We start from the raw sequence: 16,739 nt of genomic DNA, 5'->3' as shown, positions 1-16,739 counted from the left end.
CTTCATAAATCTGCATTAATTTCGCCGTTTTTTGCGGCTATTTAAGGCTTTTTGGTTGTTACAGGAGTATTGTTGGCTGGATCAAAATAAGCTTTGCTGTAATTAAAGCCTAACCAATCGAAGCGTTTGAATTGATTTAATAATCTTTTTTCAAAATCGGGCCAGCTTTTTTGTTCTTTTGGCGTCCAAAGAACTTCGCTTAATGCACTCATTCTTGGAAAAATTTGGTATTCAACTTTAGAAGTATTGGTCATATATTCTGTCCAAACATTGGCTTGAGCACCCAACACATATTTAGCATCTTCTGCCGAAAGGGCTTTAGGAATTGGGTCATAGCTGTACACTTTTTGAACAGTTGTATATCCACCAATCGTTACTGAGTCTTCATTTTTAGATTGCTTGTGATCAAAATACATCCAACCACCTGGGGTCATTATCACATTATGTTTCTGTTTAGCTGCTTCTATTCCTCCTTCTTCGCCTCTCCAACTCATCACAGTTGCATTAGGGGCTAATCCTCCTTCTAGTATTTCATCCCAGCCAATGATTTGTTTTCCTTTGCTGTTCAAGTATTTCTCTACTCGCTGAATAAAATAGCTCTGTAAACCATGCTCGTCTTTTAATCCCTTTTCTTTAATTAATTGCTGACAATAAGCAGATTTTTTCCATGCTTCTTTAGGACACTCATCTCCACCTATATGAATATATTTTGAAGGGAATAATTGAATCACTTCATCAAATACATTCTCTAAAAATTTAAAAGTGGTTTCAGTAGGAGCAAATACATCTTCAAATACTCCCCAAGTCTGTTGTACCTGCTTTCCCTTAGTTGAACCATTCCATGTAATTTTAGCAGGCACTTTGGTGCTTGAATCAGGAAAACAACTTAATTCTGGGTAAGCAGCAATTGCAGCAGAAGAGTGCCCAGGTAATTCAATTTCTGGAATTACTTCTACATATCTATCGGCAGCATATTGTACTATTTCTTTTATTTGAGCTTGGGTATAAAAACCACCATAACGAGTATTGGTATTACCAGTTCCAGGATATCTTCCAATAGTGGTTCCATTTCTAAATGCACCAATTTCGGTTAACCTAGGGTATTTTTTTATTTCAATTCTCCACCCCTGGTCTTCGGTTAAATGCCAATGAAAAGTATTCATCTTGTGCATGGCAATAAAGTCGATGTATTTCTTTAAAAAGTCTACTGGAAAAAAATGCCTAGCAACGTCTAAGTGCATCCCTCTATAAGCAAAACGGGGCTGGTCTTTAACCAATAACTGAGGAATAGACAAATTGGCTGATTTTGTAAAAGGGAATAATTGTATCAAAGACTGAACACCATAAAATGCCCCTGCTTCATTATCTCCTGCAATAACTACTCCATTGCTGTTTACTTCCAATTCATATGCACCTGCAATGGAATGATTTATTTTAGCATTTGAAATCACAATATTGCTTTTGTTTCCAGCTGTTGTTGAAATTGGTAAAACCAAGCCATACATTTTCTTTAAATAAGCCTGTAGAAATTTTGCTGATTTATTTAAACCAGCGCCTTTAGTAACAATAGATGTTTTATTGTTTACAGTAAAACTACCTTCGCCCATTTTTAGAGATGCTGGCTGTGGAATAATTGGGCTTTCTTGGGCAATGCTTATTAGTGAAGCAAATATGCAAATAGCTAGGAAAAGTTTTTTCATATTGGTAATTATTCGTTAGAGTATAAAAATAAAAAAGATTCCTCTGACCGAGGAATCTTTTATTGTTAGGTATTTAAAGATCTTTAAAATAGGATTGAATTAAACTACTCGAGTAAGTTTAATTAAGTTGGTAGGTAAATGTTGATCAATAGGAGTGCTACCAGTGTTAATTACCGCATCCCCAGATTTTACAAACCCTCTTTGTTTTAATATGTCAATTTGGTCTGCAACTATATCATCTAAACTTTCTTCTTCAGAATAATGGAATGCTCTAACCCCCCAGCTTAAGCTCAATTGATTCACCAACGATTTTTCCTTTGTAAAAATAAATAGTGGAGAAGAAGGGCGGTAACTGCTTAGCATAAATGCAGTATAACCACTTTGTGTCATACCAATTAAAGCATTGGCAGATACGTCTTCGGCCATTTTGGCTGCATTGTAACAAATTGCATCGCTATAAAAAGAAGGAGAGTGTGGTTGTGGTTTTAAGTCTTCTGAACGATTGTATCTATATTCCTTCTTTTCTACCTCAGCAATAATTTTGCGCATGGTTTCAACCACTAATGCAGGATGTTGACCTGCGGCAGTTTCTCCACTTAACATTACTGCGTCTGCACCTTCTAATACTGCATTAGCTACGTCGGTAATTTCACTTCTGTTGGGCTTCACTCTATCAATCATGCTTTCCATCATTTGAGTTGCAACAATAACAGGCTTAGCGCGGTGAATACATTTACGAATCAATTCTTTCTGAATCAAAGGAATTTGTTCAACCGGAAGCTCAACACCCAAATCTCCACGAGCAACCATGATTGCGTCGCTTTCTAATATAATATCGCGAATATTCACCAATGCTTCTGGCTTCTCAATTTTCGCAATGATTTTAGTTTTGCTTTTCTTCTCGTCTAATTTGCTTCTTAAAATAACAATGTCTTTAACACTTCTCACAAAGCTTAGCGCAACCCAATCACATTGTTGTTCTATAATGAATTCTAAGTCTATTAAATCTTTTTCAGTTAATGCAGGTAAAGAAATTTTGGTATCGGGTAAGTTTAAACCTTTTTTCGAAGACAAGATACCTCCTAAAGTAACAACCACTTTAACATCACCATTCTTTTCAATTCCAGTAACTTTTACTTCAATTTTACCGTCGTCTATCATAATCAAGTTTCCTATAACCACATCGCCAGCAAGGTTAGGGTAAGAAACATAAATTTTTTCTTTTGTTCCAATGCATTTCTCATTGGTAAAAGTTAAAATGTCGCCAACTTGTAAGTCTAATGCGTTGTTTTCAATTTCACCAACTCTTAGTTTAGGACCTTGCAAATCGGCTAAGATGGCAATATTGTAAGGTTGTGTCTTATTAATATTTCGAATATGTTCAATAATAGCCGATTTATCTTCGTGGCTGCCATGTGAAAAGTTTAACCTAAATACGTTTACACCTGCTTTCACCAAATTCAATAATTGGTCGTAAGAGTCGCATGCTGGTCCTACAGTTGCAACAATTTTAGTTTTGTGCATCACGTGTTTAACGCCCGCTTCTCTGTCCATCTCTTTGTGTAAGTACTTCTCTAAATTCTTTGACATTGTATAGTTTTAGTTTTTTTTGTTTGGGGGGTTAACTAGCTAATATTTTTACGATTCTTAGCCAATCTTCTGAAATTTTTTGTTTGGCTTTAATTGCATGGTCTAATGGAGTGTAATGTAATTGATTGTTTAGAATACCCACCATTACATTGTTGGTGCCATTTAATAAACACTCAACAGCAGCAAAACCCATTCTACTTGCTATTAATCTGTCTAAACAGGTAGGAGAGCCACCTCTTTGAATATGACCTAGAATACAAACCCTTGTGTCTGCATTGGGCAGTCTTTTTTTAACAATACTAGAAATTTCATTGGCTCCATATTTATCACCTTCTGCAACCACAATAATATTCACCAGTTTTTTTCTCTTTTCTTGTTCAGACAAAGACTGTATCAGTTCTTCAATATCAGTTTCGGTTTCAGGAATTAAAATATTTTCCGCTCCTGTGGCAATACCACTGTGCAAAGCAATATATCCTGCATCTCGTCCCATCACTTCCACAATAAACAATCTGTCATGTGCATCGGCAGTATCCCTTATTTTATCAATCGCTTCTACTGCAGTATTTACTGCTGTATCAAAACCAATGGTAAAATCGCTACCTGCAATGTCTTTGTCAATGGTTCCAGGAAGGCCAATACAAGGAATGTCAAATTCATTGCTGAATTTTTGAGCACCTTTAAAACTCCCATCCCCACCTATAATGACTAATCCATCTATGCCCCTTTTCTTTAGGTTCTCGTAGGCAATTTTTCTACCATCGGCCTCCATAAAAATCGTGGATCTTGCCGTTTTCAAAATTGTACCACCTCTTTGTATAATATTAGCAACTGATCTCGAATTCATGGGTTGAATATCGTCGTCTATCATACCACTGTATCCCCTCATGATTCCAAATACTTCTAATCCATTGTAAATTCCAGTTCTAACTACAGCTCTGATGGCAGCATTCATTCCTGGTGCATCTCCGCCAGAAGTTAATACCCCAATTTTGCTAACTTTTTTACTGCCCATGTTTTTCAATCTCTTTTATTATAAGACAATCTTAATGTGTACTGTATACACGGAATTCCAAAAATACGGATTTGAAAGGACATTGCCTTGTAGTGTTCTTATGTGATTTTTCGTAGCATTGCTGTATGAAAATAGTTGTAACAGGCGCAAATGGTTTTACTGGTCAACATGCTACTCAATACCTTGCTAACAAAGGGTTTGATGTATATGCCCTTTCAAGAGGGGAAGCCCGTTTGGCCAAACATAATCAAATTCATTATCATACATGTGAACTAACGAATGTTAGTTCAGTTGATGCAATTATCCATCAAATTCAACCCGATTGGATTATACATATTGCAGCAATGAGTAAACCCGACGAATGCAATAATGAGCGTGAAAATTGTTTGTTGCACAATGTGCAGGCCACCATTCATTTAGGAGAAGCTGCAATTAAGCATCAGGCTAGATTCATTTATTTTTCAACTGATTTTATATTTGGTGAAAATGGACCTCACGGAGAAGAAGATATACCTGGTCCGCTTAACTTTTATGGAGAGAGTAAACTACAAGCTGAAAATTGGGTGAAGCAAAATATGCCTCATGCTGTTATAGTAAGACCAGTTTTTATATATGGTCCTGAATTGCCGGGTTCTCGTCCAAGTTTTATTCAATGGGTTCAAAAGCAACTCATGCAAGAGAAATCAATCAAAGTGGTGAATGATCAAAAAAGAACGCCTACATATGTATACGATATATGTCAAGGACTAGAAACAATTATTGTAGAAAATCACCAAGGTATATTTCATTTGGCTGGTGCTGAAATTATTACACCATACGAAATGGCTGTTGAAGTAGCCAACTGTTTATCATTAAATGTCCATTTGATTGAAGCAGTAGACAGCAATAGTTTTCCTGAGCCTGTTATTAGAGCCAAACAATCTGGGCTTAAAATTGAAAGGGCGCGTGAGGTATTAAATTATAAACCCCACTCATTTGCAGAGGGGGTTCGTAAAAGTTTTTTAGCGGATCAATTGATCAAAAAATAATACGTTTATTTAAGTGGTAAAAATATTTCAGCCATCATGCAACGAGCACTTCCACCACCATTTGTCTCTATTGTTGAAATATCACTATGTATGATTTGATTAAATGAATGAATGGTTTCAACCTGTTTGGGTGTTAATGCATGATAAGCTTGGCTAGACATTACCAAAAATTTTTCTCCCTTGGTATTGTGAACCTGAAGCATATTTCCTGCAAAATGATTCATTTGATTAAAGTCAATTTCAATGATTATTTTTCCCGAATTACTGATTGATTGCTTAACCAATTGTTGTTCATTTGGATCTTTGATGGAATCTAAACAGATGACTACATAATCATCTGCAACGCACATCATAACATTGGTATGGTATATAGGTGCACCTGCTTCATCAACTGCTACAAACGATACTCCCTGGTACTGCATTTTTTTGCAATATTCATCTAATACTTGTTGGTTGGTTCTAGGCGAAAGGCATGCGTATGTAATTTTCTTATCTCTGTCTAAAACCATACTCCCGGTACCTTCTAGGAAAAGTGCATCTTTTTCATAAGAAGTAAAATCATTGGTATGCCCAATTACAAATTTTTGCTGAATTGCTGTTAAAACAGAAGGTTTTCTTTCAAGCCTTCTGTTGATTGCAAACATTGGGTAAAGGCAAATGCTTCCATCTTCGTGAAAAGAAATCCAGTTGTTGGGAAAAATTGAATCAGGCGTGTGCGGATCAGGTGTGTCTTCTACTACTGTAACGTCTATATCATGGGCCCTTAGTACAGTAATAAATTGTTCAAATTCTTCTCTTGCTTTAGCTTGTACATTAGCTTGATCCGATTTGTTTTGAAAACTATTGTTCACCGCCGTTTCTGCGTTAAAGCTGAAATGAACGGGTTGTATCATTAATAAGTGACTGGTGTGTTGCATAATTCATTAATTGATTGGTTCTCTCCATAAAGGCATACTCATACAATGAAATCCACCTCTTGCTCTAGACAGTTCTGCAGAGGGCATTAGAATAAAAGTGTCTTTAATTTGATCAATTGTTATACTGTTGTTTTCTAATTGTTGTAATAATTCTTTAACTCCAATAATGGTAAAGCCTGCATTTCTAAATGCTTCGGTAGTTTTGTCGTTTCTGTCGTAACCCAAAACCACGCCTTCTTTTAGTGCCAATAAATTACAAGAATCGGTCCATTGCTCTCTGGCGCTGTAAGGGAATTCGTTGTTCCCTGAAAAAATAAAACGAACTTCATTGGTACATTTCAAATCCGTTTTACTTATATCTACTAATAAGTCTTCTAAGCTTTCAAATGAGATAGGATTTTCTGGATTACTTCTATGAAATTGTAAAATTTTAATCTTTTCTTCTTTTTTAATTTCAAGAATTCTTTCTACGGCAGATTCATCCTCATGTTTCACCGCTTTTCTAGAAAAATTTCCTAACATAACCCATACATCTCTTTTTACTTGCGTAAAAACAGTGTCAATATGCATGTAATCTCTTTTCTTCGGAATTTTTACGATGGTTACTTTGTCCATTAATCCCATTTCAAAAAGGGTTTGCGTTATTTTAACGGCCGCTTCCGAGGAAGTTCTTTCGCTTACTCCTACCAAAATATGATTCTCGCTAACAACCATTATATCTCCACCTTCTAATGTGATCTTTCTTTCATCGTCTTCTTTGGGCAATAAAAAGCTATGGTGCGAATCGGATAATTCAATAATCTTATTGGTGTAATCAGCAAATAGGGGATGGTTAAAGAAAATATATTTCGCCAACAAAGCTTCTCTTGTTCTTGCTTTTTTAGCTGGCTTATTTAGTAACACATGATCTTTAATGGTGATGCCAATATCTCTAGTGAAAATAAAGTTAGGTATTGGCGCAAACAAAAGTTGTCTTTCTTGGGATGTGCCAGAGATAAGGGTTTTGGCCAATTCGGTAGGTTCATAATTCAATAGTTCATTTTGAATTTGATAAGTACAACCTTCAATGGCACATACAGATGATACTAGTTTAGTTTTAATATCACTATTATTTAATATTTCAGATAAGAGCCATTGTAATTCAATTACTTTATCTGATTTATAAAAGCTTTGGTGTTCAGGTTTATAAAATCCTCGATTATTTTGTGTGCTATCAATTTCGTTTAATTTCCCTTTTATTTTTTCAGGGTCTAAAAAGTACAATAAGATTTTGGTATAATAATCGTACTCGTCTTTTCTAATGGTATCTAAGTGTACAATGTCTTCAAAAAGCCAGTCTTGGGCTTTAGAGGGTACTACTTTTCCTAAACCACTGTCGGGACTATGTACCAATAATCGTTTTAAAGTGCCAATTTCAGATGTAACAGAAACTTTCATATAAAAAATTTTATAAAATGCATGAATGTATAAAACAGTTCTTCAAGTAATATTTAATCACAGGAAGTAGGTAGTTCAAAACCTATTAATCCACAAGTTTATTTTGTATCAACCTTAGTTAACGACCCTTCAATGATCGGGCATTGGGTTCAGGCCCCTGTACATCCACGCAAAATGCGATGTTAAAAAAGATATGGTAGAACAATGGTTCACTTAGTGCAAATTACTATTTTATTTCAAATGGCAATTTCCCATTTAGGGTACCAGTCGATTTTAGGGGTTTAAAACGAACAAACATATCTTCACTGTACCATTTTTCTTGGTGGGTTTTCTTTACTACTTCAGCGTGTTCCTTCATTTTATAAGCAAACTGTCGCATGTTTTCTTTGCTTTCCCATATGCTAAAAGTGGCTTGCTTAATCCAGGGTACTTCGCCTATTCCAACAGATGTTACAAACCCATCAGCGCCAGCCATTTGTTGTGCAATGGCGTCAACATGCGACCAGAAGCGGCCCAGCTGAGAAGGGCGAATGGTTGCTCTTGTTAAAATTCCAATAGGTCCTTCATAGTTTGATTGTTTAGGCAAAGTTCCAAAGACGGGTTTCCCGTCCCAAGTGCCATGACCTTCAATAGGTTCTAATTGGAGTTCCCAAATTTCTACACCAAAAAATTTCCACCAAAATTTAATTAAGGAAGGTCTATGGCCAGCATTAACACTTGTACTAATGGTTAGTAAGGCCCATTGCCTCCAATCAGGTGTTTTATCGAAAGTGCCATTTCTACCACATCCCATCAGTTTATAGAATTGAATATTCCCACTTAACCAAAGCGGGAGTCTAAATAAAGCCATTGATAAAAAACCAGCCCAACCTAAATAAACGGGATATCTAACTATACTTAAAGTAGCAATCATACATTAAATTAAACTAATTTTCGGCAATGAAATGGGTCATTCAACATATCAAACAATTGGTTAACACCAGAACCAATTCAATAGTTGTAAGGGGCGCAGAACTTTCGCAACTTCCAATTATTGATAATGCATTTATTGTAGTTGATAATGGGATTATTCAAGCATATGGTTCAATGCATAATTTAAATGCGGAACATTTACATGGGGCTGAGTTGATTGATGCCGTTGGGTCTTCGGTACTTCCTTGTTGGTGCGATAGCCATACACATTTGGTTTATGCAGCTAGTAGAGAAGAGGAGTTTGTTCATAAAATAAATGGGTTAACTTATGCTGAAATAGCGGCAAAAGGGGGGGGGATACTCAATTCTGCAAGAAAAATTGCCCAAGCAACTGAAGCCGAACTGTATTTGCAAGCTATGACTCGCTTGCAAGAATTGATGAAACTTGGTACGGGTGCTATTGAAATAAAAAGTGGCTACGGGCTTAATACAGAAAACGAATTGAAAATGCTTCGTGTAATTAAACGCATAAAGGCATCAGCTCCTATTCCAGTAAAAGCAAGCTTTCTAGGTGCGCATACATACCCATTGGAATTTAAAGAAAATCACAATGGATATATTGATCAAATTATACATGAAATGTTGCCTGTGATTGCAAAAGAGCAACTAGCCGATTATATAGACGTTTTTTGTGAAGAAGGTTTTTTTAGTGTGGCCGAAACCCAGCGCATTTGCGAGGCTGGTAAATCTTATGGACTTAAGGCAAAAATACATGCCAATCAATTACATGCGTCGGGTGGGGTAGAGCTAGGGGTAAAATTAGGAGCTGTTTCAGTAGATCATTTAGAAACCATGAATGATACAGCTATTCAAGCTTTGGGTGCATCTAATACTATTGGTACCATGCTGCCTACTGCCGCTTTTTTTCTTCGAATGCCTTACCAGCCTGCTAGAACATTAATCAATGCTAATGCAGCATTGGCGCTAGCATCAGACTACAATCCAGGATCTAGCCCAAGTGGGAATATGAATTTTGTGGTAGCGCTAAGTTGCATTCAAATGAAGATGCAACCAGAAGAAGCCATTAATGCAGCTACCATTAATGGGGCATTTGCAATGGAATTACAAGATGAAGTTGGAAGTATTACTGTTGGTAAGCGAGCCAATTTAATTTTTACACAGCCCATTCCTTCATTGGCTTACTTGCCCTATTCATTTGGCAGTAATTTGATTGAAAAGGTTATGATTAATGGTCGGTTTATTTAGTTATATTTAAGTAACTGAATTATCCATTTAAAATACATGACCATGCACCATTTTAAATTTTATAATAAACAGGATATACTTTCTGTCACTAAAATTCGCCGTTTTGAAACCAAATTAGGAGAGCGGGTACAGGTTGTTGCTAATTCAGCAAATATTGAAGCAAGCTTGCAAGCAAGTTCTGCCAGTTATATTATTCTAGGAATACCCGAAGATATTGGTGTTAAAGCGAATGGGGGAATAGGTGGAACAGACAGTGCATGGTTGGCTTTTTTAAAAGCATTTCTAAACATTCAAAGTAATGATTTTTTAGAGGGGAGCAATATAATGGTGCTAGGCCATTTTGATTTTGCAACTATTGCAGAACTGATTGATCAGAATGCTTTTAATGAAGAAGAGAAAATGGCTGCATATAGACATGCAGTTAATACTATTGATGATTCAGTAGAACAATTGATACATATCATAACTCAAAACAAAAAAATACCCATCGTAATTGGAGGGGGGCATAATAATGCATACCCATGTATTAAAGGTGCTGCAAAAGGATTTTATAAAGCTGGAGTAATACCCATTGCTCAAATTAATGCCATTAATTTAGATGCACATGCCGATTTTAGACCCATGGAAGGAAGGCATAGTGGGAATGGATTTTCTTATGCAGAAGAAGACGGGTATTTAGAAAAATATTGTGTAATAGGTTTGCACGAAAATTATATTCCTCAGAATGTTTGGATGGACATGGTTAATAATCCATTTATTGATTGCATTACTTATGAAGACATATTTGTGCATGAAAAAAGAACATTTATTCAGGCAGTTGCACATGCAACATCATTTACGGAAGATACATTATGTGGCATTGAATTAGACATGGATGCTATTGCCGATACATTGTCTAGCGCCCAATCTAAAGTAGGTATTTCGCCCATTCAAGCGAGGCAGTATATGCAATTTGCAGCTGCAGATACTAAAGCAGCCTATTTACATATATCTGAAGGAGCCATCCAATTGTCTAATGGTGAAAAAGACCCAGGTACAGGCAAATTAATCAGCTATTTAGTTAGTGATTTTGTGAAAGGTCACATGATATATTAACTTTTATTTTACAGTTTAATTTTTTTACTGTCCTAACACGTCGTACATTTGCGGCGGAATTGAGCAATTATTAAAGAGTATTTCTCAGGTAGACAAATAGAAGGCCATTCTATTCTAACGGTAACAATAAATTTCCTACCCTGCTCAACAACATTTGTAAAAAATAAAATAGTAATACAATGAAAGGTGAAGTTATGCCTTCTATCGTACAGATAGATAAGGCGCATTTAAACGAATTAGTACAAGAAGTAAGAGAAACATTAGCAACAGACATGTTTGTACAAAACAGAGAAGAAAAAAAGAAAGCATTTCGTGCAGTTGATCTTTGGAAGATTCATAGAGAAATGAAGTCTGCAAATAGAAATTTTAAATCACAGTTCTAGTTGCTGTAAACTTGTTAAAATCCGCTGATTACATTAATATGTTCAGCGGATTTTTTATTTAGGCAATTTGCTTAGATCCCATTTAGCATAGTCTTTAAACCAACTGCTGTTCCAAAACAAATATCTCGGTATGGCAGTTTGTTCAATTCTTTTTAAAAAATCTATGTAGTTCTTTTTTTCTGGAATACTCCAAAGCGTTTCGCTTAAGGCAGTCATTCTAGGAAATATCATATAGTCTACCTTTTTCTCATTACCCATATATTCTGTCCAAACATTGGCTTGTCCTCCAATTATTTTATTGCTCAATCCTTTTTGAATAATAGTAGCAGGAATGGGGTTGTAATTGTACACAGCCTCTAATGGGTTATACCCATGAATAGCTAAACTATCTTTGGGATCAAGTGATTGATAATGGTCAAAATAAAAAGGTTTGCCAGGCGTATTAATTACATTGAATCCTTTGCTTGCAGCTTCAATAGCTTGCTTTTCTGTTCCCCAATTCATCACAATGGTGGATGTATCTAAATCTCCTTCGTTTATTTCGTGCCAGCCAATCGTTTGCTTTCCTTTTGATTTTAGGTGATTTGCAATAAACTCAATAAAATAGGTTTGTAATGCCGTTTCATTTTTTAATCCTTTTTGCTTCATGAAAACCTGTGTTGCCGGGTCTTGTTTCCACCAAATTTTACTGCACTCGTCTCCTCCTACATGAATATAAGGGGAAGGGAAAAGTGCAACTACTTCATCAAATACTTTTTCTAAAAATTTGAATGTAGCTGGTTTTGGAGCCAATACATTATTTTGTCTATTATACATGCCCCAAGTAGTAGCAACATTCCAAATTGTATCTGGTTTGGTGCTGAGCTCAGGATAAGCAGCAATTGCTGCACGGCTATGCCCAGGAATATCTATTTCAGGTATTACAGTAATGGCCCTTATAGCTGCGTATTGAACAATCTCTTTTATTTCGGCTTTGGTATAAAATCCACCATATCTGGTTCCATCATATTGGGCAGGGCTGTCTTTGAAATGACCAATTAAAGTTTCGTTTCTATAAGACCCAATCGTGTTTAGCTTTGGGTAAGCATCCATTTCAATTCGCCAACCTTGGTCGTCTGTTAAATGCCAGTGGAAGGTATTGAATTTATGAAAAGCCAAATAGTCAATATATTTTTTGATATAGTTTACTGGAAAAATATGTCTTACAACATCTAAATGCATGCCCCTGTAAGCAAATCTTGGATAGTCTTCAATATGAATGGGCGAAATTTTTACAGCATTAAATTGCCCAATTGGCATTAATTGCAATAAACTTTGAATGCCATTTATTAGCCCCCTTAAATCTTGGTATTGAATAGCTATGTTTTGCCTAATTACGTTTAGTTCATATTTTTCTGCAGGTTGATTGAACGGTTTAATGGGAACAAGATAAATGCCAGCAGCTGATTCTTTATAAGGATCTATTCTTTTTTTCAAACTAAGTACAATGCCGGTTTGTTTTGCTATATTTTCTTGTAGGTATTGGGCTTGTAGTTCATAAGTTGCTTCATAAAAAATAAGTTGTTTGCTGTCTAAAACAAAAGGATCTTGGCTATGAGGATAACTAATAAACGCAGGCTTGGGGATGATTGAATTTGCATTTTGTGCCATACCAAACAAGCAAATGCAAAGTATAATAGCGGTGATAAATAATCTTTTCATGACTATTGGAATAATTGGATTGGTATAAAAATATCAAATTGATTGGCTATTTGGTAAATTGCATGGGATAAATTACCACCTTTCACAAAATTGTTATGCTTAAAGCAGATTTAAGAGCCCATTATATTAATAAGCGAAATGAATTACATGGTGCAGATCGACTAAAATTGGACGATTTATTATTGATTCAATTTCAACAAATCAATTTTGAAGGAATTCAAACTGTTTTAAGTTATTGGCCAATGGCGAATAAGTCAGAACCCAATACGCATTTATTTAATGGCTATTTAAGACATATGATACCACAGTTGCAGTTGGCTTATCCAGTTGTACAAAATCAAGAAGTAATGCAAGCGATTATGGTGAACGAAGATACCGTATACCAAACCAATCAATGGGGTATTACAGAGCCTAAATCTGGTGAAACAATCCAACTAAGCGAAATAGATTTGGTTTTGGTTCCACTGTTGGTTTTTGATGAAGCAGGTTACAGAGTAGGATTTGGGAAAGGGTATTATGATCGATTTTTAGCAAAAAAAGAAGAACATACTGCATTAATTGGGTTTTCTTACTTTGATCCAATACCACTAATCAGTGACACCCACGAATTTGATATACCTTTACACCTAGGTATTACCCCTAAGCGTATTTATGAATTTTAATACCCTATTTCTTAAATCATTTCGAGTTTTGTTGCTGCCTCTGGCGGCACTATATGGTTTAATTATAATGATTCGAAATAGATTGTTTAACAAGCATATTCTTAAATCTGCTGCTTTTAATTTCCCTATTATTTGCGTGGGTAATTTGGCTGTGGGAGGAACAGGAAAGTCTCCAATGGTAGAGTACTTACTAGAGTTGTTAAGCCCTAAATTTAAGATGGCCACTTTAAGCAGGGGCTATAAAAGACGAACCAAGGGTTATGCTTTAGCCAATAATCAAACCACTGCTTTAGAAATAGGCGATGAACCCATGCAATTTGCTTTGAAATTCCCCCAAGTAGCAGTAGCAGTAGGAGAAGAGCGAATTGTTGCCATACCACATTTATTACAAGACCATCCAGAATTACAAGCGATTATACTTGATGATGCATTTCAGCATAGAACGGTAAGAGCAGGCTTCAATATCTTATTAACGGAATATAGTAATTTATACACCAGTGATTTCTTTTTGCCAACAGGAGATTTAAGAGACGAATGGGCTTCGGCTAATAGAGCGCAAGTCATTATTGTTACTAAATGTCCGCCTGAAATGGATGAGAAAACTAAATCTACTATATTAAGAGAGCTCAAGCCCTTGCCATCCCAAAAAGTATTTTTTACATGTATTGAGTATGGTATACCTTACCATATTTGCGACAGCAGTATACAGTATTCCATCAACTCAATGGATGAAGTTATGTTGGTATGTGGTATAGCCAATCCAAAGCCGCTTAAAGATTATTTATTACAAAAAGCAACCACTTATTACCAGCAAGACTATCCAGATCACCATATTTTTTCAATAGACGACTTAAAAGAAATGAAGCAGAAATTTGATAATATTTCTGCAGAAAGAAAATTATTTATTACCACAGAAAAAGATGCAGTTAGATTGATTAAATTCAAAGATGAATTAACCAGTTTGCCCTTCTTTGTTATCCCTATCAGACATAGAATCCTTTTTGATGAATCTTGGCATTTTAATGAATTGCTGATTAAGTTCATTCAAGATTTTAATTTCAATCCAACCGCATGAGTACCAAGAAACCAAAGTCTAAGCAAAAGCAAAAAGCAAAAACCATTACCGTTCAAACCTTGAAAGGGAAACTAGAAGTAACTCGTTCAGGAATGGGCTATGTGTTAATTGATGACCAATCAGGAGATGTGTTGGTTAGGCCCAATGATTTTGGCACTGCACTAAATGGCGATACGGTAAGAGTTAAAGTGATTCGAGAGAATGTAAGAACAGGCAAAAAAGAGGGAAAAATTACCGAAGTGGTAGAGCGAAAACAAACTGAATTCATTGGAAGATTACAAGTATCTGCACACCATGCTTTTTTTGTACCCGATTCAGACAAGCCAATGCCAGATTTGTATATCCCCATGCAATCTATTAATGGGGCGCAGCATAGAGATAAGGTATTGGTGAAATTGGTTCGTTGGGATAAAGAAGATAAAAAGCCTGTAGGAGAAGTCATAAGTATAATGGCCCCGGATGATGTGAATGACGCAGCCATGAAAGAAATTTTAGCCGAAGCTGGATTCCCATTGAGTTTTTCTGATGAAGTAGTAGAAGAAGCTGGCAGATTAGTTGATATTATTGATGAAGCAGAAGTTGCTAAACGAAGAGACTGTAGGGCTTTGCTTACATTCACCATTGACCCTGTTGATGCAAAAGACTTTGATGATGCCATTTCTATTAGAAAATTAGGCGACAACAAATATGAAATAGGAGTACATATTGCAGATGTTAGTCATTATGTTTTACCCGACTCTGCATTAGATGCAGAAGCATACAAAAGGGCTACATCTGTGTACTTACCTGATAGGGTAAATCCAATGTTGCCCGAACATATTTCTAATGAGCTTTGTTCTTTAAGACCTCATGAAGACAAGCTTACCTTCTCTGCCATTTTTCAAACCAATGAAAATGGAGAAGTGAAACAATATTGGTTAGGCAGAACGGTAATTCATTCTGATCACCGATATACCTATGAAGATGTACAACAAATTATAGAAACCAAAGAGGGGTTGCATAAAAACGAGATTCTATTGTTGAATGATATTGCTCAAAAATTAAGAAAGAAACGTTTCAGTAAAGGGGCCATTAATTTTTCTTCTCAAGAGGTAAGATTCCAATTAGACGAAAAAGGAGTTCCTATTGGTATTATTGTAAAAGAAAGTAAAGAATCGCATCAATTAATTGAAGAGTTCATGTTGTTGGCCAATAGAACAGTAGCTGAAAATATTGCCAAGCAGCACGTAAATAAAAAGCCAATTCCTTTCCCGTATAGAGTGCATGATCAACCCGATGAAGAAAAATTAGCACCATTTATTCAATATGCAAAAAGATATGGGCATAGTTTTGATATATCTAGCCCACAAGCGATTGCACATAGCTTTAATGGAATGTTAGCCGATGCACATGGTAAACCCGAACAACATGTATTAGAACAACTAGGAATTAGAACCATGGCCAAAGCTATTTACACGCCAGAAAATATTGGCCACTATGGTTTGGCATTCGAGCATTATTGTCATTTTACTTCGCCCATTAGAAGATACCCCGATGTATTGGTACATCGCGTATTACAAACTGTACTAGATGGTTCCCCAATGATTGATAAGAAAATGACAGAGAAATGTAAGCATACCAGTGAAAGGGAGCGGGCAGCAATGGAATGTGAAAGGGCAGGAAATAAATACAAACAAGTAGAGTTTTTACAATCTCATATAGGTGAAACTTTTGAAGGAGTAGTAAGTGGAGTAACCAGTTTTGGGTTCTTTGTAGAAACAGTAGAACACAAGTGCGAGGGATTAGTAAGTATTGTTAGTCTTAGCGATTTTGATGATTTTAGGTTGGTAGAATCGGAATACAGTTTAGTAGGCAGACGAAGTGGACGAATATTTAAAATGGGCGATAAAGTTACCGTTACACTAGTAGCCGCTAATTTGGAAAAACGTCAGTTGGATTTTGAGTGGGAGTTGGGATAA

General features: G+C 35.9%; 14 protein-coding genes. 7 read left to right on the top strand and 7 right to left on the bottom strand.

Annotated elements, in window-relative coordinates:
- Positions 1-41: 41 nt before the first annotated feature.
- The 3 genes from Q8S25_RS08960 to pfkA form a co-directional block, all read right to left on the bottom strand.
- Positions 42-1,700: a beta-N-acetylhexosaminidase gene (locus Q8S25_RS08960; protein ID WP_305536919.1), complete on the bottom strand. Its 1,659-nt coding sequence runs from the start codon at positions 1,698-1,700 to the stop codon at positions 42-44.
- Between the two features lie 99 nt (positions 1,701-1,799).
- Positions 1,800-3,290 (bottom strand): pyruvate kinase, encoded by a 1,491-nt coding sequence (gene pyk / locus Q8S25_RS08955; protein WP_305536917.1) that lies wholly within the window; start codon positions 3,288-3,290, stop codon positions 1,800-1,802.
- A gap of 31 nt (positions 3,291-3,321) precedes the next feature.
- Complete coding sequence (pfkA, locus tag Q8S25_RS08950) at positions 3,322-4,305, bottom strand: 6-phosphofructokinase (RefSeq protein ID WP_305536915.1); 984 nt, start codon at positions 4,303-4,305, stop codon at positions 3,322-3,324.
- A 125-nt stretch (positions 4,306-4,430) separates the two neighbouring features.
- Between pfkA and Q8S25_RS08945 the strand changes: the two genes are divergently transcribed.
- Positions 4,431-5,333, top strand: coding sequence for an SDR family oxidoreductase (locus Q8S25_RS08945; RefSeq protein ID WP_305536913.1), 903 nt, complete (start codon positions 4,431-4,433; stop codon positions 5,331-5,333).
- 5 nt (positions 5,334-5,338) lie between these two features.
- Here the strand turns inward: Q8S25_RS08945 and ctlX are convergent, their stop codons facing one another.
- The 3 genes from ctlX to Q8S25_RS08930 form a co-directional block, all read right to left on the bottom strand.
- Positions 5,339-6,250 (bottom strand): citrulline utilization hydrolase CtlX, encoded by a 912-nt coding sequence (gene ctlX, locus Q8S25_RS08940; protein ID WP_305536911.1) that lies wholly within the window; start codon positions 6,248-6,250, stop codon positions 5,339-5,341.
- Positions 6,251-6,256: 6 nt separating this feature from the next.
- Positions 6,257-7,687, bottom strand: coding sequence for an arginine deiminase family protein (locus tag Q8S25_RS08935; protein WP_305536909.1), 1,431 nt, complete (start codon positions 7,685-7,687; stop codon positions 6,257-6,259).
- 226 nt (positions 7,688-7,913) lie between these two features.
- Positions 7,914-8,600 carry a spheroidene monooxygenase gene (locus tag Q8S25_RS08930; RefSeq protein ID WP_305536907.1) on the bottom strand — a complete coding sequence of 229 codons (687 nt, stop codon included), beginning with the start codon at positions 8,598-8,600 and terminating at the stop codon, positions 7,914-7,916.
- Between the two features lie 26 nt (positions 8,601-8,626).
- Here Q8S25_RS08930 and hutI point away from each other — a divergent pair, with 26 nt between their 5' ends.
- The 3 genes from hutI (at position 8,627) to Q8S25_RS08915 (ending at position 11,343) form a co-directional block, all read left to right on the top strand.
- Positions 8,627-9,865, top strand: a complete 1,239-nt coding sequence (gene hutI, locus Q8S25_RS08925) for an imidazolonepropionase (protein ID WP_305536905.1) — start codon at positions 8,627-8,629, stop codon at positions 9,863-9,865.
- 42 nt (positions 9,866-9,907) lie between these two features.
- Entirely contained in the window at positions 9,908-10,960 is a 1,053-nt protein-coding gene (locus Q8S25_RS08920) for a formimidoylglutamase (RefSeq protein WP_305536903.1), read from the top strand.
- A gap of 179 nt (positions 10,961-11,139) precedes the next feature.
- Entirely contained in the window at positions 11,140-11,343 is a 204-nt protein-coding gene (locus tag Q8S25_RS08915) for a hypothetical protein (RefSeq protein WP_295190494.1), read from the top strand.
- 54 nt (positions 11,344-11,397) lie between these two features.
- Here the strand turns inward: Q8S25_RS08915 and Q8S25_RS08910 are convergent, their stop codons facing one another.
- The gene (locus Q8S25_RS08910; RefSeq protein WP_305536900.1) at positions 11,398-13,044 is read right to left on the bottom strand and encodes a beta-N-acetylhexosaminidase; all 1,647 of its coding nucleotides are present in this window, start codon (positions 13,042-13,044) and stop codon (positions 11,398-11,400) included.
- Between the two features lie 95 nt (positions 13,045-13,139).
- Between Q8S25_RS08910 and Q8S25_RS08905 the strand changes: the two genes are divergently transcribed.
- From Q8S25_RS08905 to rnr, 3 genes are read left to right on the top strand one after another with little or no spacing between them, the layout of a single operon-like run.
- Positions 13,140-13,706: a 5-formyltetrahydrofolate cyclo-ligase gene (locus Q8S25_RS08905; RefSeq protein WP_305536898.1), complete on the top strand. Its 567-nt coding sequence runs from the start codon at positions 13,140-13,142 to the stop codon at positions 13,704-13,706.
- Positions 13,696-14,781, top strand: a complete 1,086-nt coding sequence (gene lpxK / locus Q8S25_RS08900) for a tetraacyldisaccharide 4'-kinase (RefSeq protein ID WP_305536896.1) — start codon at positions 13,696-13,698, stop codon at positions 14,779-14,781. Before Q8S25_RS08905 ends, lpxK begins: the two co-directional genes overlap by 11 nt.
- Positions 14,778-16,739, top strand: coding sequence for a ribonuclease R (gene rnr / locus Q8S25_RS08895; protein ID WP_305536894.1), 1,962 nt, complete (start codon positions 14,778-14,780; stop codon positions 16,737-16,739). The genes lpxK and rnr overlap by 4 nt, the downstream gene beginning before the upstream one ends.

The organism is Sediminibacterium sp., from assembly GCF_030695065.1.
Lineage (GTDB): Bacteria > Bacteroidota > Bacteroidia > Chitinophagales > Chitinophagaceae > Sediminibacterium.
The sequence above is the reverse complement of the archived record's forward strand: the minus strand, read 5'-3'. Positions and strand labels throughout refer to the sequence as shown.